This window comes from Pseudomonas sp. NPDC089758 (assembly GCF_044748705.1).
GTDB classification, from domain to species: domain Bacteria; phylum Pseudomonadota; class Gammaproteobacteria; order Pseudomonadales; family Pseudomonadaceae; genus Aquipseudomonas; species Aquipseudomonas putida_X.
On record NZ_JBIVGN010000013.1, the window covers coordinates 139184 to 157186 of the forward strand.

The window sequence follows — 18003 nt, forward strand, 5'->3', positions numbered from 1 at the left end:
TCATCAAGCGTTGCGAGTGAGGTCCAGGGTGACAGGCATTGGCGTAGTGGTTATCGGCCGTAACGAAGGCCTTCGTCTGGAGCGCTGCCTGGCGTCGTTGGCAGGTCGTGCGGACAAGGTGGTGTACGTCGACTCAGGTTCCACGGATGGTTCCGTGCAACGGGCATCGGCCCTGGGTGTCGAGGTGCTGACGTTGGACATGAGCAGACCTTTCACGGCCGCGCGTGCACGCAACGAGGGCTTCGCCTGCCTGCAAAGGGCCCTGCCTGCCGTGCGCCTCGTGCAGTTCGTCGATGGCGATTGCGAAGTGGATGCCGGCTGGCTCGCCACGGCGCAAGCCTTTCTCGACGCCCACCCGCAGGTGGCGGTGGTGTGTGGGCGGCGCCGCGAGCGCTTTCCCCAGCACTCGGTCTACAACTGGCTGTGTGACCTGGAGTGGGACACCCCGGTGGGTGAAACCAAGGCCTGTGGCGGTGATGCGCTGATGCGTGTGGATGCCTTCGTGGCCGTCGCTGGCTATCGCTCGGCGCTGATCGCCGGGGAGGAGCCCGAGCTGTGCGTGCGGCTCAGGGCGGCGGGGTGGAAGGTCTGGCGCCTGGCTGCTGAAATGACGTTGCACGATGCCGCCATGACACGCTTCGGCCAGTGGTGGCGGCGCAGCGTACGCGCAGGCTACGCCTATGCCGAGGGTGCCTGCCTGCATGGGGCGCCCCCGGAACGGCATTGGCTGCGAGAGTCACGCCGTGCCTGGTTGTGGGGCCTGGGCATTCCACTGCTGGTTGCACTGGCAAGCGTCTTGGCGGGCCCGTGGGCACTGTGGTTGCTGCTGGTCTACCCCTTGCAGATGCTGCGCCTGGCGCGCCGTGGCGGCAGGTCGGCGCGTGAAAACGCAGTGCAGGCGGCCTTTCTGGTGCTGGGCAAATTCCCGGAGATGATGGGCCAGATGAAGTTTGTGCTGAACAGGTACACGGCCGGCAACCCGGCGTTGATCGAGTACAAATGAGATGCCTAAGATGCTCGGATCGTTAGCCAAAAGCGTCCTCACCTTGCAACCGGGCTACTCGCTGCGGGCGCTCAACAACAAGTACAAGCTGGGCGCAGCCATGATCAGGCAGTGGCCGGACTTGCGCACCTTCATGCAGCGCATGTCCGCTGCGCTGGGCAACGAGCGCTTTGCCAGGCTAGGCGTGGACTGCATCGGGGTGGTGCAGTGGCCATACATCAGCAAATGCTGGGATGCCCGTGAGCGGCTCGATGTGGTGGCTTCTCACTATGAGGTGGTCGTCAGCCAGTTGCCGGCACTGTTGCTGTTGGGGCGCGAGGAACGCCGAGTGGTCTGTGACCTATCGGCCTACTCCAAGGATTGCGCTCTGGTGCTGGATCGGCCGATCTGGTTCAAGCGTGAGGGGGAATTGGTGATCAACCTGTTCCAGGCTGACCTGCGCGTGGCGTCGTTGGCGTTCACCCTGTGCCGCACAGAGGGCGAGTTGTGCCTGTTCATTGGCGCCGTGCAAGGTATTCATAAAGGCATCGACAGCGAAACCTCCCTGAACATCTACCGCGACCTGACCAAGGATTTCGAAGGGTTGCGCCCCCGAAGCTTTCTGCTCGAAGCCCTCAAGTGCCTGGCCAGAACGGTCGGGGTCGCGCGCATCCATGCTGTCGGTGATCAGTGCCGGCACCACCGCCACCCCTATTTCGGGGTTGATAAGGCTCAGGACCTGGCAGCCAACTATGATGTGATATGGCAGGAGAGCGGTGCCGAGGCGTCGCTGCGTGAGGACTTCTTCGAGCTCCCCCTGGCGCCTGCCAAGCGTAATCTGGAGGACATCGCGCCGAAGAAGCGCGCCATGTACAGACGACGCAACGCGCTACTGGACGACGTTTTCGCCAAGATAGAAGCAGCACTGCCCGGCACCACCGCGCAAACAGCGCTGCCGTTGCATCCTCAGCTAGCCTGTAGTCAGTGAGCCACAGCATGAGGTAAAGGTCAGGGCGTCGCCGAAGCGGCCCGACCCTATCAGTAAACGGATTTCGATTTGGGGGCGTATGCGCATTGCTTATTTCATCAATCAGTATCCCAAGGTCAGTCACAGCTTCATTCGTCGCGAAATTCTGGCGCTCGAACGTCAAGGCATGGAGGTTCAACGCATCGCCCTGCGGGGTTGGGACGCCGAGTTGCAGGACGATGAAGATATCGCCGAGCGGGGCAAGACCCGCTACGTGCTGCAAGGGGGCCTCAAAAGCCTGCTCAAACCGATGCTGCAGGTAGCGCGCGCCGAGCCGCGGCGTTTCCTTTCAGCGTTGCGCCTGGCGTTGAGCATGGGGTTGCGCGCCGATCGAGCCTGGCCTTATCACCTGGTCTATCTGGCTGAAGCGTGCCGTGTCGTGCAGTGGCTGAAAAGCGCTGCTGCTGAGCACGTGCACGCGCATTTCGGCACCAATTCCACCGAGGTGGTCATGCTGGCCAACACCCTCGGTGGCCCCCGCTACAGCTTCACCGTGCACGGGCCGGAGGAGTTCGACAAGCCGCAATTCCTGCACATGGCAGAGAAGGTGCGCCGCGCCGCATTCGTCGCTGCGGTGAGCTCGTACGGGCGCAGCCAGTTGTTTCGCTGGGTGGCCCATGAGCACTGGGTCAAGGTGAAGGTGGTGCATTGCGGCCTGGAGCGCAGTTTCCATGAAGGCCCGGCCATCGCGCCCCCGGCAGCGCCGCGGCTGGTTTGCGTAGGGCGCCTGTGCGAGCAGAAGGGCCAGCTGCTGCTGCTTGAAGCCGCCCGGCGCCTGTTGGCTGACGGGGTGGCATTCGAACTGGTGCTGGCCGGCGACGGTGAAATGCGTGAGCAGATCGACGCGTTGATCGCCCGCCATGGTTTGCAGGGCCAGGTGCGCGTCACTGGCTGGATCAGCAGCGCCCAGGTCCGGGAAGAAATCCTAGCTGCCCGCGCGCTGGTGCTGCCGAGTTTTGCCGAAGGGCTGCCTGTGGTCCTCATGGAGGCCATGGCCTTGCGTCGTCCGGTATTGACGACCTTTGTCGCGGGCATCCCCGAGCTGGTTCGGCAAGGGGAAAACGGTTGGCTGTTCCCGGCAGGCGAAGTGCAAGCGTTGGCCGAGGCCATGGCGGATTGCCTGGCGCAGCCTGCCCAAGTCCTGCAGCAGATGGGCCAGGCTGCCTACGAGCGCGTGCTCCAGCGTCACGATATCGATTCCGAAGCGGCCAGGCTGGTTCGCTATTTCAAGGCAATTGCATGATTACTTTATTGAGTTGGCTGTTAGGCATCGTGGCATTGCTTGTGCTGCTGCCGGTGCTGGTGCTGTTGGTCCAGGTGCTGTTGGCTTGCCTGCCGGCGCGGCCGGTGCCACAGCTCAAGGGCGCACGGCCACGGGTGGCGGTGTTGGTACCGGCGCACAACGAGGCGCTGGTCATCGCGTCTGCACTGGCAAGCATCGCCGGGCAATTGCGCGAGGGCGACCAGTTGCTGGTGGTGGCGGACAACTGCAGCGACGATACCGCCGCATTGGCGCGGGCTGCCGGCGCGCAGGTGATCGAGCGTCAGGACCCGCACCTGCGTGGCAAAGGCTATGCGCTGGACTACGGCGTACGGCATCTGGCGCACAACCCGCCGCAGGTGGTGCTGATCATCGACGCCGATTGCCAGGTAAGCGCCGGTGCCGTCGAGCGCCTGGCGCACAGTTGCATCGAGTCTGGCCGGCCGGTGCAGTCTTTGTACCTGATGCATGCACCTGCAGGCGCCGGGCTGAAAGTGCAGGTCGCCGAATTCGCCTGGCGCGTGAAAAATCTGGTGCGCCCGCGTGGATGGGCTCGGGCAGGCTTGCCGTGCCAGTTGATGGGGGCGGGCATGGCGTTCAGTTGGCAGGACGTCACAGCGGCCAACCTGGCGACCGGCCACCTGGTCGAAGACATCAAGCTGGGCCTGGAGCTGTGCCGCGATGGCAAACCCCCGCTGTTCTGCCCGGCGGCCACTGTCACCAGCCAGTTCCCGACCAGCCAGGAAGGCCTGAACAGCCAACGCACCCGCTGGGAGCATGGCCACTTGGGGTTGCTGCTGACGGAGGGCCCCGGGTTGATCCGCCGCTCGCTGGCGCAGGGTAACTGGCCTTTGCTGGCCATGGCCGTGGACCTGCTGGTACCGCCCTTGGCGCTGCTGGCCTTGGCCATGGTGGTGGTGTTCAGCGTGGCATGGCTGGCATTTGCGGTCTTCGGCATTGTACTGCCGGCAGTGCTTGCCACCATCAACCTTGCGCTGTTGCTGGCCGCGGTGGTGTTGGCCTGGTGGCGCTTCTCGCGTGAGGTGATCCCGTTTTCCGTATTGCTGTATGCGCCGTTCTACGCGGCGAAGAAGGTTCCCCTGTACCTCGGTTTTCTGCTCAAGCGCCAGGTTGAATGGGTGCGCTCGAAACGGGATGACAGCTGAATGGACGCATGGCCCTGGGTGCGACGCTGGAAGACGATCATCGACAAGCTGCGCGTGGTCGACGACGCCGCTGATGAGCAGCAGGTGCTGCAGGCACTGAGCGCGCCGCGCACGGCCACGGTGTTGGGCTTCGTCAATGCCCATGCCATGAACCTGGTGGCTGCCAACGCCGACTACTGCACCGCGCTGGCGGCAGCGGACGTGCTGCTGCGCGACGGGTCGGGCATCGCGATACTGTATCGGCGCCTGGGGCTGGCGCCCGGGCTGAACATGAACGGCACCGATTTCATTCCCGAGTTGCTGGCTGCGTTCAACGGCAGGCGGGTAGCGTTCTGGGGCACCCAGGAGCCGTACCTGAGCCGGGCCGCCGACCAGGCCGAAGCGCTTTACGGGGTAAACGTCGTGTCGCTGCATGACGGCTTTGCCAGTATCGACACCTACATCGACCTGGCGCGGCAGCAGCAGCCGGAACTGATCGTGCTGGGCATGGGCATGCCCAAGCAGGAGAACGTCGCAGCGCGCCTGGCTGAATTGGGCAGGCCCTGCCTGATCGTCTGTGGCGGAGCGATCCTGGATTTCATGGGCGGCAAGGTCACCCGGGCGCCGGACTGGTTACGCCGCTTGGGCGGCGAATGGGTATACAGGCTGAGCAGGGAGCCCAAGCGGCTGTTCGTGCGCTATGTGGTCGGCAATCCGCTGTTCCTGCTGCGGGCGTTGCTGTTCGGCAAAGCGACCCTGACAGGGCCGTGAGCGAGGCGGATTGAGCCCCGCACTCCCTGCTGGGTACTGCTACAGTGATATCAAGCGGCGAGGGGGTCGTCGCAGCTTTTTTGACTGATCTGGTGTTGGATCTAAGGTTGGTTGTATCGCACGGGTGTAATGGCAACAGGTGGGTCACGCACATAAAAAGAGGCCTCATAATGGTATTCGAGCCTAGAAGCAGCCGTTCTTTGCTGCAGCGAAGAAGTAGTGTGAGTAACGCCATTCAGGCCGGCCTCGATGGCATCGCCGTCACCAGTGTTGCGTGGTATCTGATCTATGACCAGTTTGGGTATATTACTTCAGACTACGTGATCATGCTGTTGCTGCTGATAGGTGCGCTGGCCGTCATTTATGATCACTATGCCATTTATCGTAGTAACGTTGGCCTGTCCGTCAAAGCCTTCCGGTTGTTCAAGGCGTGGTCTGCCACGTTTTGTTTCTTAGTGGTTATCGCGTTTCTCACCAAACAGAGTGAAACCTATTCGCGGCTGTTGGTGGTGCAGTTGTTTGTGTTTGGTTACATCGCCCAGTTGCTCCTGCATATTGTGGTGCGCGAACTGCAAAAGCGCTTCACTGCCCATGCTCGCCAGGACAACGCGTTGATTATCGGCGGGGGCGATCTGGCGAACTTCCTCTACCAGAAAATCAGTAACAATCCCTGGTTCGGTGAGCGGGTGGTCGGTTGTGTGCTGATCGATGAGCAACTCGATGGGCCGGACACGGCCGATGCAAAGTTGCGCCTGCCTGTATTGGGCCGTATTACCGACCTGGACGATCTCATCGCCAAGCACGCGATCCGCACGGTCTATCTGGTGACGCCGCTGGGCGGCTCTGAGCTGATCAACGATGTCTATCTGAAACTCTTGGACAAGTGCATTGCGGTCAACTGGGTGCCCGATATCTTCTCGCTGCGCCTGATCAACCACAGCGTCCGTGAAATTGCCGGTATCCCGGTATTGACGTTGTCGGAAACCCCGCTCACCGGCATGAGCCTGTTCCTGAAGAACCTGGAAGACCGCGTGCTGGCTGCGTTCATTCTGCTGTGTGCCTCGCCGGTACTGCTGGTGGTGGCCGCGATCATCAAGTTCGATAGCCCGGGGCCGGTGTTTTTCCGCCAGGAACGTACCGGGTGGACGGGGGAGTCGTTTCGCATCTGGAAGTTTCGCAGCATGCGCGTCCACCAACCCGACGCTGGTGTGGTCCAGCAGGCGCAGAAGAATGACCCAAGGCTCACCCGGGTCGGCGCCTTCATCCGGCGCACCAGCCTGGATGAGTTGCCGCAGCTGTTCAATGTATTGACGGGCGAGATGTCGCTGGTGGGTCCACGCCCGCATGCGCTGCAACACGATACGTTGTACTCCCAGGACATCGTCGACTACTTCGCCCGCCACAATATCAAGCCCGGCATGACAGGCCTGGCACAGGTGCGTGGCTACCGGGGGGAAACCAAGGACATCGAACAGATGATCCAGCGGGTGAACTCGGACATCGAGTACATCAATAACTGGTCGCTCTGGCTCGACTTCGTGATTCTGGTTCGAACGCTCAATGCCTTTACCGGCAAGCAGGCCTACTGAAGCCGCTACTCGACCACGCGCCATCCAAAGGGGCAGGGATCCATGAACAGGTTGTCTTGGCTGGGCGGGGTTGTGTCGAGGGTAGCGAAGGCCGAGTGGCCGATTTTTCTGTTATGGGCGTTTCTGCTGTCGCCGTTGTTCGTCAAGCTGTTGGTCGAGTGCAATTGCTCGAAAATGGATTTGCTGGTCATCTACACACTGGCCATTTCAGTGTTATGGCTGCTGGCCACGCGGTTCGTTTCAGCCAATCAATTCAAGGTGCATCTGCTGTTGTTGCCATTTTATCTGGCGGCCAGTGTCGATCTGTTCCTGGTTCTGAACTTTGGTTCGCGCTTGACGGCAGCCTATCTTTTTATCGGGCTGACCAATTACAAAGAGGCGACTGATTTTCTCAGTACCTACTGGCATTCGATCAGTGCGGTACTGCTGGTATTCGTGCTGTGTTATGGCGTTGGCTTGGCTGGCTTGTACCGGCGCACGTTTTACAAGAACAAGGCGATTTTTGGCTTGACGATAAGTGCCTTGTTGGTCGGGTATGGCGCCTATTTCTACAAAACCGTCAAACTCAATTCGCTGGGCAAGAGTGCAGTCCTGGACCTGGCAGCCAAGGATCAAAGTACCCCGGTAGGTTATTTGTCGCAAATCGGCTTGACGGTCACGTTGTATGCCGAGTCCAAGCGCTATATCAAACAGCGCCTGGAGTCCGAGGTGAAGATAACTGCAGTGTCGGACGCCGCTGATGTCGAGACCCTCGTGTTCGTCATCGGCGAGTCCTCACGGCCACACAACTGGTCGCTGTATGGTTACCACCAACCCACCACGCCGAACCTCGACAAAGAGGCGGGGGTGTTCAAGTTCGACAGCATGTGCACCACGGCGCCGTATACATCGGTCGCCGTGCCTTCATTGCTCAGCCTGGCGCCGATCAAGCACTGGGACCTGATCGCCTCGACCAAATCCCTGGTTGGCATCTATCGCGCTGCCGGCTACAGAACGTACTGGCTGTCTTCCCAGGAAGTTGACAGTTTTGGCGGGATCATTCCGCAGATTGCTGCTGAGGCACAGAGCCGCCAATACTTTGAGCGCAGCTACGATGGCGCCTTGATGCAAGCCTACGAAGACATCATCCGGCAGGGCGGCAGGCAGAAACAGGCCATCTTCATTCATATCAAGGGCAGCCATTTCGATTATGCCCGCCGCTACCCACGCGAGTTCGGCAAGTTCAAGCCGGCGAGCGACAGCGCGAAGGACCGGATCACCGCAGATTACGATAACTCGATCCTGTACACCGACTGGCTGTTGGGCCGTATCATCGATCAACTCAAAAGCAGCCAGCGCAAGGCGTTGTTGGTCTATTCGTCTGACCATGGCGAGAATTTGCTGGATGACAGCCGCGGTCTGTTGGGCCATGGCATGGGCAATGAGTATGACCTTTCGGTGGCCGCGTTCATCTGGGCTTCCGGCAGCCTGCTGCAGCGGCAGGCGCACGTGCTGCACAAACTCAAACAGCGGGAAGGGCAGACCGTCAGCATTTCCTCCCTTGCCCATACGTTGTTGAACATCACGGGCATTTCCATGCCGGGTTATGACAGCGCCCAAGACCTGTTGAGCGACAACTTCGTCCCGTCCAAATGCCCACATGTGCTGGCCGGTGAGTACGTTCCCTCGTTTGATTTCGATGTGAAGCGCGTTGCAGTGGAATGATCACGCGGGTGTGCGGGTGGTCACGTCACGTGCTTGAACAGGGTGCTGCATGCGAAAGCTGTTGGCCTCTTCCACCAGCCAGTCGTGCACCGCACGAGCGCCCGGCTGGTTCAGCCCGCCTGGCGGGTAATGCACCACATAGCGCTTGTGGTTGGCGATCGGCACACCGAACGGCACGATCAATGCGCCCCGTTCAAGCTCATCATTGAGCAAGGTGCGGCGGGCTATGGCCACGCCGATCCCGGCGATCGCCGCTTCGATCGTCAAGTGATTGCGGTTGAAGGTATGCCCGCGTCGCACGTCCAGCCCTGGCGCACCGATGCCCTCCAGGTAGAACTCCCATTCGGCAAAATCCGAACTGCCGCGCCAGGCGGTGATGTCGTGCAGCAGGGGATAGTGGGCAAGGTCCGCAGGCCCGTGCAAGGGCGGGCGGCCGCGCAGCAGGGCTGGCGAGCAGACGGGGAAGACCTGTTCATCCAGCAGCGGCGTCGAGAGCATGCCCGGGTAGCTGCCATCATTCAGGTCAATGGCCAGGTCGAAGTCGCCTGGGTTCAGCGCCTGCGCGCTGTCTTCGGCCACCAGACGCAACTCGATATCCGGATACCGCTGCTGAAAGCGCGGCAGGCGCGGTGTCAGCCACTTGGCCAGGAACGAGGGAATCGAGCGTACGCGCAAGGTGCCGCGGATTTCGCCTGCATCCAGGCGCAGCAGTTCGGCTTCGATGCTGCCGTAGGCCTCGGCCACGGTCTGCGCCAGGCGCTGTCCCTCGGCGCTCAGCTCAACCCCGCGCGCACGCCGCAGGAACAGGCGGTAACCAAGGCGCTCTTCCAGTTGGCGCATCTGCTGGCTGACCGCGCCGGGGGTGATGTGCAATTCCTCGGCGCACCGGGTGAAGGAGAGGTGCCGGGCTGCACAGGAAAAAACATGCAGCCAGACGAACATCTGGCCGTTCATTTGTCGTCGCATCGTTTAGCTCTGCTAAAGGCTTGCTTAGAAAGCTTCGTTGGTCATCAACAGATGAGCGCGGCAGTATCGCCCAACTTCGCAGTAGCGTTCAATTTATCCAGACAGCCGCGTAACGGTGTTTCAGCCCGGCGCGGTCAGGCATTAGCATGGCTATCAGTGTTTTCGACCTTTTCAAAATCGGCATCGGCCCGTCCAGCTCCCACACCGTCGGCCCTATGCGGGCAGCTGCCACCTTTGCCCAGGCACTGCGCAGCCAAGGCTTGCTGGGCCAGGTGCGGCGTATCGAAGTGCGCCTGTATGGGTCGCTTTCCGCTACGGGCGTGGGCCATGCCACAGACCGCGCCTGCCTGCTCGGCCTGATGGGGCAGTGGCCGGACCGCATCGACCCGGCCACGATCGACTCACGTATCGCTCAGGTGATGCAGGAGCAATGCCTGATGCTCGACGCCAGCCACCCGCTGACCTTCATGTATGCACGCGACATGCTGCTGTTGGACGAGAACCTGCCCTATCACCCCAATGCCATGACCCTGGAGGCCATGGGCGAGCAGGGCAGCCTGCTCAGCCAAACCTACTATTCCGTTGGCGGCGGCTTCATTGTCGAACAGGGTGAAATCGACGCGCCGCACAACCAAGCGGCTGCTGTGACGCTGCCCTACGAATTCTCCAGTGCGGCCCAGTTGCTGGCGCTGTGCAAGGCCCATCAGCTGAGCGTTGCCCAGTTGATGCTGGCCAATGAATGCGCGTGGCGCAGCGAAGCCGAGGTGCGCGAAGGGCTGCTGCGGATATGGGCCGCAATGCGTGAGTGCGTCGACAACGGCCTGCGCAACGAGGGCATTCTGCCTGGCGGGCTTGGCGTCAAGCGCCGCGCTGCCCGCTTGCATCGCAGCCTGCAGGAACTGGGCAAACCCAATGTGATCGGCTCGACTTTGAGCGCGATGGAGTGGGTCAACCTGTTCGCCCTGGCGGTCAATGAAGAGAACGCCGCCGGCGGGCGCATGGTCACCGCGCCGACCAACGGCGCGGCGGGTATCATCCCTGCGGTGTTGCACTACTACATGAAGTTCAACCCCGCCGCCAGCGACGACGATGTGGTGGCGTTCCTGCTGGCCGCTGCCGCTGTCGGTATCCTGTGCAAGAAGAATGCATCGATCTCCGGTGCCGAAGTGGGCTGCCAGGGCGAGGTGGGTTCGGCATGCTCGATGGCTGCCGCGGGCCTTGCCCAAGTGCTGGGCGCTACACCCGGGCAATTGGAAAACGCCGCCGAGATCGCCCTGGAACACAACCTGGGCTTGACCTGTGACCCGGTCGGCGGGCTGGTCCAGGTGCCGTGCATCGAGCGCAATGCGATCGCCGCGGTCAAGGCGATCAATGCTGTGCAGATGGCCTTGCGCGGTGATGGCGAGCACTTCATCTCGCTGGACCGGGTGATTCGCACAATGCGTGATACCGGCGCCGACATGCATGCCAACTACAAGGAAACCTCGCGCGGTGGCCTGGCGGTGGCGTTCGTCGAGTGCTGAGTCAGCCCAGCACCTCGCGCACCCGATACCACAGCATCCCCAATGCCAGCAGCGGCGAGCGCAACGCCTTGCCGCCTGGGAAGGTGAGGTGGGGCACGGCGCTGAAGACATCCAGCCCCTGGCTGTGCCCCACCGCGATCCCTTCAGCCAGCAGCCTGGCCGTCCAGTGCGTCACGTTCAGGCCATGCCCGGAGTAGCCCTGGGCGTAGTAGACATTCGGGTACTGGCTCAGCCGCCCGACCTGTGGGAAGCGGTTGGCGGTGATGCCGATCATCCCGCCCCACTGGTAATCGATGCGTACCTCGGCCAGTTGCGGGAACACCTTGAGCACTTTGGGCCGCATGTAAGCGGCGATGTCCTTCGGGTCGCGCCCTGAATAATGACAGGCCCCGCCGAACAGCAGCCGACGGTCTGCGGTGAGGCGGTAGTAATCCAGGCCGACCTTCTGGTCGCAGATCGCCATGTTCTGCGGTATCAGCGCCTTGGCCACGGCCTCGGGCAGTGGCTCGGTGGCCACCACGTAGCTGCCGGCAGGCAGCACTTTACCGCTCAGGCGTGGCTCCAGTTCGTCGAGGTGCGCGTTGCAACCGAGCACCAGGCTGTGTGCCCTGACCTTGCCCCGAGCGGTGTGCAGGGTGACCGTGGCGCCGTGCTCGATGCGCAGTACCGGGCTCTGCTCGAAAATGCGTACCCCCAGGCTGTGCGCCGCGCGCGCTTCACCCTGGACCAGGTCGAGCGGGTGCAGATGGCCCGACCCCATGTCCACCAGCCCGCCGGCGTACTGGTCGCTGGCAACGATTTCGTGCAGCCGCTCATGCTCGACCAGGCGCGTTTCATGGCTATAGCCAAGCTCCGCCAGGTCGCGTTGCTCGTCCTTGAACGCCGCGAACTGGGCAGGTGTATTGGCCAGCTCGCAGAAGCCCCAGCGCAGGTCGCAGGCAATGCCGTACTGCTCGATGCGCCTGGCCACCAGGGCCACCGAGTCGATGCCAGCCTGTTTCAGGTAGCGCACGCCATCCTGGCCGACGTAGCGGGCAAAACCGCTGACGTCATGGCCGATGCCGCGGATCAACTGGCCACCGTTGCGCCCGCTGGCGCCCCAGCCGACGCGCCGGCCTTCGAGCAGGATCACCGACAGGCCACGCTCGGCCAGCTCCAGCGCGGTATTAACCCCGGTCAGCCCACCGCCGACCACGCACACATCTGCGGTCAGTTCGCCGTCCAGGCTAGGGTAGGGCGCGGTATCGCGCGCGGTGGCGGCGTAGTAAGACGCAGTGTGTTGGGTATCGAATGGCATGGCGCGCTCTCGGCTCAGCGGTTGGACTTGATCTTGCTCCAGGAACGGGTCATGACACGCATGATCTTCGGGCTCGGCGTGCTGGAAATGTACAGTTTGTCCAGCACCTCCTGGGGCGGGTAGATCTCGGGGTTGTTGACCAGCGATTCATCCATGTAGGCCTTGGCGTCGGGGTTGGCATTGGCATAGCCGACCGTGGCGCTGACCTTGGCGATCACCTGCGGTTCGAGCAGGTAGTTGATGAAGGCAAGCGCCTGCTCGGGGTTGCTGGCGTCCTTGGGAATGGCCAGCAGGTCGAACCACAGGTTGCTGCCTTCCTTGGGGATGCTGTAGGCGATCTTCACGCCGTTTTTCGCCTCGACTGCGCGGTGGGCCGCCTGGAACACGTCGCCGGAATAGCCGAACGCGATACAGATGTCGCCGTTGGCCAGGTCCGAGACATATTTGGACGAGTGGAAGTAGGTGATGTAAGGGCGCAGTGCAAGCAGGTGCGCTTCGGCCTTGGCGTAGTCAGCCGGCTTTTCGCTGCGCGGGTCCATGCCCAGGTAATTGAGCATGGCCGGGAACAGTTCATCGGGCGAGTCCATGAAGGCCACCCCGCACTGTTTGAGTTTCTTGAGGTTCTCGGGCTCGAACAGCACCGCCCAGGAATCGATACGCTCGATGCCCAGTGCAGCTTTGACCTTTTCGACGTTGTAGCCGATGCCGTTGGTGCCCCACAGGTAGGGCACTGCGTACTGGTTGCCGGGGTCGTTCTGTTCGAGTTGCTTGAGCAGTTTGGGGTCCAGGTGCTTCCAGTTCGGCAGCTTGCTGCGGTCCAGTGGCAAGAAGGCGCCGGCCTGCGCTTGGCGGGCGAGGAAGTGGTTGGACGGCACGACCACATCGTAGCCGGTGCGCCCGGCAAGCAGTTTGCCCTCCAGGGTTTCGTTGGAGTCGAATACGTCATAGACCACCTTGATCCCGGTCTTGGCCTGGAAGTCGGCCAGGGTGGTATCACCAATGTAGTCGGTCCAGTTGTAAACGCTGACCGTGGGCTCAGCCTGGGCGGCTGCACCGAACAGCAGGGTGAATGCTGCGGGAATCAGGGCTTGCAGATGACGCATGTCGACACCTCGTTGGTCTTGTTCTTTGCGTTGGGTGGTAGGGGCTGCACAGCAGCCCCGAAGATCAGACGCTGAGCAGCAGGAATTCACGCTCCCACGAACTGATCACACGTTTGAAGTTTTCATGCTCGGCACGTTTGACCGCCACGTAGCCCTGGACGAACTGCTTGCCCAGGTAGCGCTGTACGGTCTGGCAGTCCTCCATGTGCTGCAGCGCGTCCTCGATGGTGATCGGCAGGCGCAGGTTGCGCCGCTCGTAGGCGCGGCCCTGTACTGGCGCACTGGGCTCAACCTTTTCGACCATGCCCAGGTAGCCGCACAGCAGGCTCGCGGCAATCGCCAGGTAGGGGTTGGCGTCGGCGCCCGGCAGGCGGTTTTCCACGCGCATGGCGTCCGGGCTGGAGGTCGGCACGCGCAGGCCAGCGGTGCGGTTTTCCTCGCCCCATTCGACGTTGACCGGCGCCGAGGTGTCCGGCAGGAAGCGGCGGAACGAGTTGACGTTCGGCGCAAACATCGGCAGCAGCTTGGGGATGTACTTCTGCAGGCCGCCGATATGGTGCAGGAACAGCTCGCTCATGCTGCCATCGTCATTGGCGAACACCGGTTTGCCGCTGGCGATATCGACCACGCTCTGGTGCAGGTGCATGGCACTGCCCGGTTCATCGGTGATCGGCTTGGCCATGAAGGTGGCCGTGACGTTGTGCTTGAGCGCTGCCTCGCGCATGGTGCGCTTGAACACGGTGATCTGGTCGGCCAGGTCCAGCGCATCGCCATGGCGGAAATTGATCTCCATCTGCGCCGGGCCGTCTTCGTGGATCAGTGTGTCCAGGTCCAGGCCTTGCAGTTCGCACCAGTCATAGACGTCTTCGAACAGTGGGTCGAATTCGTTGGCGGCGTCGATGGAGAACGACTGGCGCCCGCTTTCGGCGCGGCCGGAGCGGCCCAGTGGCACTTGCAGCGGCAAGTCCGGGTCTTCACAACGCTTGGTCAGGTAGAACTCCATCTCCGGAGCGACGATCGGCCGCCAGCCCTTGTCGGCATAGAGCTTGAGCACCTTCTTCAGCACGTTGCGCGGCGACAGTTCGATCGGGTTGCCCTGTTTGTCGAAGGTGTCGTGGATCACGATGGCGGTCGGTTCGATGGCCCAGGGAATCTGGTACACCGCAGTCGGGTCAGGGCGGCAGACCATGTCGATGTCAGCGGCATCGAGCAGGCTGTAGTAGATGTCATCGTCTACGTAGTCGCCGGTGACGGTCTGCAGCAGCACGCTCTCGGGCAGGCGCATGCCACGCTCATGGAGAAACTTGGCGGTCGGCGCGATCTTGCCGCGGGCGATGCCGGTCAGGTCGCTGATCACGCATTCGACTTCGGTGATCCGGTGTTCTTTCAGCCAGGTGGAAAGCTGATCGAAGGGGGCGTTCATACAGACCTCTTGGTTGGGTTTTTGTGGCACTGGTGTGCAGGAGCCTTCCCACATGCCGTGCTGAGGGCTATCTTGGGCGCAGCCCCCATGGGCAATCTATCCACTTTCTTCGGTAATGAATGCACCAAAAGAGTGCAATTAGGACGCAGCGTGACAACGCCCAATGCCTTGCAGGTCCAGGCCTTCCACACCACCGATGTCACCGAGCAGGTGCGCGCCACCCCCGGTTGGCAGCAGCAGTACCGGCAGATGTCACCCGGCAACTTCAGCGGCCAGCTGCGTTGCCTGGGCCTGGATGGCGTGCAGGTGTACGAAGAGCGCCTGAACACGCGGGTCGAGCAGTTTTTCCGTGCCCCCAGCGGCGCGTTGGCGTTCTGCTTCGATCGCAGCGAAAACAGCCTGTACCTGCTCAACGAACAAAGCCGGAATATCTGGATCACACCGGAGAACTACCAGGAAGTCGCGGTGGTGTTCGACCAGGCCTTCCTGGCCAGCCACGGCCTCGACCCGCAGCGCCTTGACGGCTTGTTCATGGTGCCGCTGGGCAGCGGCCAGAATGCGCTGTTCGGCAGTTGGCTCAGCGCTACCCTGACCCGGCTGGGGGAAGCGGATTGCCCGCTGGCGGGGCAAGCGTTGGCCGAGCAGTTGCTCGAAGACTGCCTGTTCATCCTGGATAACGCCTGCCAGCGGCTGCAGGGCGGGGCGCTGGGGCGGCGTGGGGAGGAGCGGGCGATCATGCAGCGGGTCAGCGAGTGGGCGGCCGACTGCCCGGAAGAAACCCTCAACCTGGTGGAGTTGGCGGACGTTGCCGGCGTTTCCCTGCGCCAGTTGCAGCAGGCATTCAAGGCCTTTACCGGTATGCCGCCGGCCCATTGGCTGCGGCTTCGCCGGCTCAACGGGGCTCGGCGTGACCTATTGCGCAGGGGCGGGGTGACGGTGGCCGAGGTGGCCATGCGCTGGTCGTTCTGGCATTTGGGGCGCTTTTCCGAAAGCTACCGACAGTTGTTCCGGGAGTTGCCCAGCGAGACGCTCAAGCGGGGGCGGCCGGTTCGCGGTTAAACCCAGCATTGCTTCGCCAAAGTTGCTATCGTGCCCGCCAGTTTCCACCCGAGGTCCCGATGTTCTACCTGCCTTTGCCCAGCGATCAGGCCGAGCGCCTCGCCAGCGCGCCCCCTGTCACCGACTTTTTCCCTGACGCCAGCGTGCTGCAGGCGGCCGCCGTGCTGTTCGTGCAGAACCTGCCGCGCCAGCCTGCCAGCCTTTCAGCGGACGCACAGGAACGCCGCTTCGCTGAAATCGTGCGCATCGCCAATGAGGTCGAAGCGGCAGCACCGGGCCGTTTTCAGGGGCAGGTAGCGCAGCATTTCGACCGCGAAGCGTTTGCCATGGGCCTTGGCATGCTGGGTGAGAACGGCGTCGCGCTGGTATCACCCGAGGTCGACTACGCTGCAGAGGATTTTCAGGACGACGAAGGCCAGTGGAACTTCCAGTTCGCTGACAGCTACCGGCAACGGGTCACGCCGTTGCACCCGGTGTACCTGCCGTCGTTGGCCAGCGACCTCATGCTCAGCGATCAGCAGAACCGCCTGCTGCGCGAGTTTTTGTCCGGGGTGGACGAGTCGGTGGCGGTGCAGGGCTTTGCCGGGACTGGCAAAACCTTCCTGATTCACCAGTTCGCGCGCCTGCTCGACCCGCAACGCACGTTGCTGCTGGCGCTCACCGAAAGCCAGCTCAGGGCACTGCGGGCACGGGTCAAGGACGCTGAGGCGTACACGGCGATGACCTTTGGCCAACTGGCCGACGAGATTCTCAACCGCGACCTCACCAGCAACGGTTGGCGCCTGCGTGATCCTTACCGGACCAAGTTGTCCTGGCGCCCGCAGGAGGCGCAGGTGGTGAAATGGCTGGCCATCCCTGATATCGGCCCCTTGGCCGCCCGGGACGTGGTCGCCCTTTGCATCAAGGCCGTGCGCAGCTTTTGCCGTAGCGGCGACAGCCAGATGCAGCTGCATCACCTGCCCTGGGCGGGCCCGGGAACCTCGCCGTTGGATCAGGAAGTGCTGCTGGAAAAGGCCAGGCTGTACTGGCAGGAACTGATTCGCCCATCGTCGCGCGAGATCCAGTTGCCGGTGCGTGATTATCATCGGGTCAAACTGTTGTCGCTGACGGCCGAACTTATCGACAGCCGCTATACCCATGTGATCGTCGATGAAGCCCACGAGTTGTCTGCCCCCATGGTCGCCGTGCTGGATCGCAGCCCGCAGTCGGTCATTGCCCTGGGCGATGAGTTGCAGAACCTCAATGGCCTGAGCCCGCACCATGGCGGCTTCATCCGCCAGCGTTACATCGACCATTCATTGCGCGCAGGGCCTGCCATGGACAGCGTGCTCAACCCGTTGATCCAGGCCCACCCGGCGGCCATCCAGGCAGCCTTCAGCGGCAGTGCCGAGCATTACACGCGGGTCAGTTTCTTCGACACGGTGACGGTACCGGCGCAGCCCACGGCGTTGATCGTCGATGACGAGTGGGGGTTGTTCGGTTGGTTCCAGCGCCTTACCCATCAGGGCGTGCCATTCGTGCTGCTGCAAAGCGCACGCAAGGATTTCGAGCTGTTCGTCGAGGATTGCATCGAGTTGTACCGCTACGGCACGCGGCCGCGTCACCCGATGCTGTTTCGTTACCCGAGCTGGCAGGCCCTCGAGCAAGACAAGGGTGAGGACAAGGCGTTCGTTGCCGTGGCCAACATGCTGCGCAAGGGTTACACCCCGGAGCACTTCGCCAAGGCCAAGAGCCGCTACCGCTGGGACAAGGCGCCCAAGCTGTTCCTTGGCCGCGTGCGCGATGTGAAGAACATGGAGTTCGCCCGGGTGATGGTCTCGCCGGAGCTGATGGTTGCGCCGGTAACGGCCGGTAATCGCAACGAGCGGGCCCGGATGCTGGCGGGGCTGTACACCGCGTGTTCGCGGGCGCGGCATGAGCTGATCGTGCCGGGGGGGATGCTGGACTGGGTCAAGGACCAGGTCCGCGATTGAGTGGCCGGGGCCGCTGCGCAGCCCAATCGCCGGCAAGCCGGCTCCCACCTGGTGGACTGCCCCCAAGAAGTTGGACACCAATCCAACCCTTGGGGGATCTATGGGTAAGTACACCGAGCAATTCAAGCTCACAGCGATTACAGCCTACCTGGATGGCAGCAACGGTTTCCGAAAGGTGGC

The 18003-nt window shown here is 62.4% G+C and carries 14 protein-coding genes; 10 read left to right on the plus strand and 4 right to left on the minus strand.

Translation table 11 applies throughout. The features are described from left to right. The first annotated feature begins 28 nt into the window (after window positions 1-28). The 7 genes from ACIPZH_RS18360 (at window position 29) to ACIPZH_RS18390 (ending at window position 8479) form a co-directional block, all read left to right on the plus strand. Window positions 29-1003, plus strand: coding sequence for a glycosyltransferase (locus ACIPZH_RS18360; protein WP_400637217.1), 975 nt, complete (start codon window positions 29-31; stop codon window positions 1001-1003). A 10-nt stretch (window positions 1004-1013) separates the two neighbouring features. Next, the gene (locus tag ACIPZH_RS18365) at window positions 1014-1970 is read left to right on the plus strand and encodes a VirK/YbjX family protein (RefSeq protein ID WP_400637219.1); all 957 of its coding nucleotides are present in this window, start codon (window positions 1014-1016) and stop codon (window positions 1968-1970) included. 79 nt (window positions 1971-2049) lie between these two features. Further along, window positions 2050-3252, plus strand: a complete 1203-nt coding sequence (locus tag ACIPZH_RS18370) for a glycosyltransferase family 4 protein (protein ID WP_400637221.1) — start codon at window positions 2050-2052, stop codon at window positions 3250-3252. Then, window positions 3249-4436: a glycosyltransferase family 2 protein gene (locus tag ACIPZH_RS18375; RefSeq protein ID WP_400637222.1), complete on the plus strand. Its 1188-nt coding sequence runs from the start codon at window positions 3249-3251 to the stop codon at window positions 4434-4436. Before ACIPZH_RS18370 ends, ACIPZH_RS18375 begins: the two co-directional genes overlap by 4 nt. Then, window positions 4437-5186: a WecB/TagA/CpsF family glycosyltransferase gene (locus ACIPZH_RS18380; RefSeq protein WP_267816380.1), complete on the plus strand. Its 750-nt coding sequence runs from the start codon at window positions 4437-4439 to the stop codon at window positions 5184-5186. It begins immediately after the preceding gene. 170 nt (window positions 5187-5356) lie between these two features. Then, a complete protein-coding gene (locus tag ACIPZH_RS18385; protein ID WP_400637223.1) occupies window positions 5357-6775 on the plus strand; it encodes an undecaprenyl-phosphate glucose phosphotransferase in 1419 nt (472 codons plus the stop codon). 42 nt (window positions 6776-6817) lie between these two features. Then, window positions 6818-8479 (plus strand): phosphoethanolamine transferase, encoded by a 1662-nt coding sequence (locus tag ACIPZH_RS18390; protein ID WP_400637224.1) that lies wholly within the window; start codon window positions 6818-6820, stop codon window positions 8477-8479. Here the strand turns inward: ACIPZH_RS18390 and ACIPZH_RS18395 are convergent, their stop codons facing one another. Then, entirely contained in the window at window positions 8480-9445 is a 966-nt protein-coding gene (locus ACIPZH_RS18395) for a LysR substrate-binding domain-containing protein (RefSeq protein ID WP_241803647.1), read from the minus strand. It abuts the gene before it with no gap. A gap of 146 nt (window positions 9446-9591) precedes the next feature. Between ACIPZH_RS18395 and ACIPZH_RS18400 the strand changes: the two genes are divergently transcribed. Then, complete coding sequence (locus ACIPZH_RS18400) at window positions 9592-10968, plus strand: L-serine ammonia-lyase (RefSeq protein ID WP_400637225.1); 1377 nt, start codon at window positions 9592-9594, stop codon at window positions 10966-10968. A 1-nt stretch (window position 10969) separates the two neighbouring features. Here ACIPZH_RS18400 and ACIPZH_RS18405 read toward each other — a convergent pair whose 3' ends face one another. The 3 genes from ACIPZH_RS18405 to ACIPZH_RS18415 all read right to left on the minus strand — a co-directional run bounded on the left by ACIPZH_RS18405 (window position 10970) and on the right by ACIPZH_RS18415 (window position 14791). Next, complete coding sequence (locus ACIPZH_RS18405) at window positions 10970-12265, minus strand: NAD(P)/FAD-dependent oxidoreductase (protein ID WP_400637227.1); 1296 nt, start codon at window positions 12263-12265, stop codon at window positions 10970-10972. A gap of 14 nt (window positions 12266-12279) precedes the next feature. Next, the gene (locus tag ACIPZH_RS18410; RefSeq protein ID WP_241803641.1) at window positions 12280-13368 is read right to left on the minus strand and encodes a polyamine ABC transporter substrate-binding protein; all 1089 of its coding nucleotides are present in this window, start codon (window positions 13366-13368) and stop codon (window positions 12280-12282) included. Between the two features lie 64 nt (window positions 13369-13432). Continuing rightward, window positions 13433-14791, minus strand: a complete 1359-nt coding sequence (locus tag ACIPZH_RS18415) for a glutamine synthetase family protein (protein ID WP_012314747.1) — start codon at window positions 14789-14791, stop codon at window positions 13433-13435. Window positions 14792-14941: 150 nt separating this feature from the next. Between ACIPZH_RS18415 and ACIPZH_RS18420 the strand changes: the two genes are divergently transcribed. Together ACIPZH_RS18420 and ACIPZH_RS18425 are read left to right on the plus strand one after the other, a co-directional pair. Next, complete coding sequence (locus ACIPZH_RS18420) at window positions 14942-15850, plus strand: helix-turn-helix domain-containing protein (protein ID WP_400637229.1); 909 nt, start codon at window positions 14942-14944, stop codon at window positions 15848-15850. A gap of 59 nt (window positions 15851-15909) precedes the next feature. Further along, on the plus strand, window positions 15910-17823 hold the full coding sequence (locus ACIPZH_RS18425; protein ID WP_400637231.1) for a hypothetical protein: 1914 nt from the start codon (window positions 15910-15912) through the stop codon (window positions 17821-17823). Window positions 17824-18003 lie beyond the last annotated feature (180 nt).

What these genes read in the sequence shown, in the direction of transcription:
- ACIPZH_RS18365 (WP_400637219.1), top strand. Translation starts at nt 1,014, where the DNA reads ATGCTCGGATCGTTAGCCAAAAGCGTCCTCACCTTGCAACCGGGCTAC.
- ACIPZH_RS18370 (WP_400637221.1), top strand. Translation starts at nt 2,050, where the DNA reads ATGCGCATTGCTTATTTCATCAATCAGTATCCCAAGGTCAGTCACAGC.
- ACIPZH_RS18375 (WP_400637222.1), top strand. Translation starts at nt 3,249, where the DNA reads ATGATTACTTTATTGAGTTGGCTGTTAGGCATCGTGGCATTGCTTGTG.
- ACIPZH_RS18380 (WP_267816380.1), top strand. Translation starts at nt 4,437, where the DNA reads ATGGACGCATGGCCCTGGGTGCGACGCTGGAAGACGATCATCGACAAG.
- ACIPZH_RS18385 (WP_400637223.1), top strand. Translation starts at nt 5,357, where the DNA reads ATGGTATTCGAGCCTAGAAGCAGCCGTTCTTTGCTGCAGCGAAGAAGT.
- ACIPZH_RS18390 (WP_400637224.1), top strand. Translation starts at nt 6,818, where the DNA reads ATGAACAGGTTGTCTTGGCTGGGCGGGGTTGTGTCGAGGGTAGCGAAG.
- ACIPZH_RS18395 (WP_241803647.1), bottom strand. Translation starts at nt 9,445, where the DNA reads ATGCGACGACAAATGAACGGCCAGATGTTCGTCTGGCTGCATGTTTTT.
- ACIPZH_RS18400 (WP_400637225.1), top strand. Translation starts at nt 9,592, where the DNA reads ATGGCTATCAGTGTTTTCGACCTTTTCAAAATCGGCATCGGCCCGTCC.
- ACIPZH_RS18405 (WP_400637227.1), bottom strand. Translation starts at nt 12,265, where the DNA reads ATGCCATTCGATACCCAACACACTGCGTCTTACTACGCCGCCACCGCG.
- ACIPZH_RS18410 (WP_241803641.1), bottom strand. Translation starts at nt 13,368, where the DNA reads ATGCGTCATCTGCAAGCCCTGATTCCCGCAGCATTCACCCTGCTGTTC.
- ACIPZH_RS18415 (WP_012314747.1), bottom strand. Translation starts at nt 14,791, where the DNA reads ATGAACGCCCCCTTCGATCAGCTTTCCACCTGGCTGAAAGAACACCGG.
- ACIPZH_RS18425 (WP_400637231.1), top strand. Translation starts at nt 15,910, where the DNA reads ATGTTCTACCTGCCTTTGCCCAGCGATCAGGCCGAGCGCCTCGCCAGC.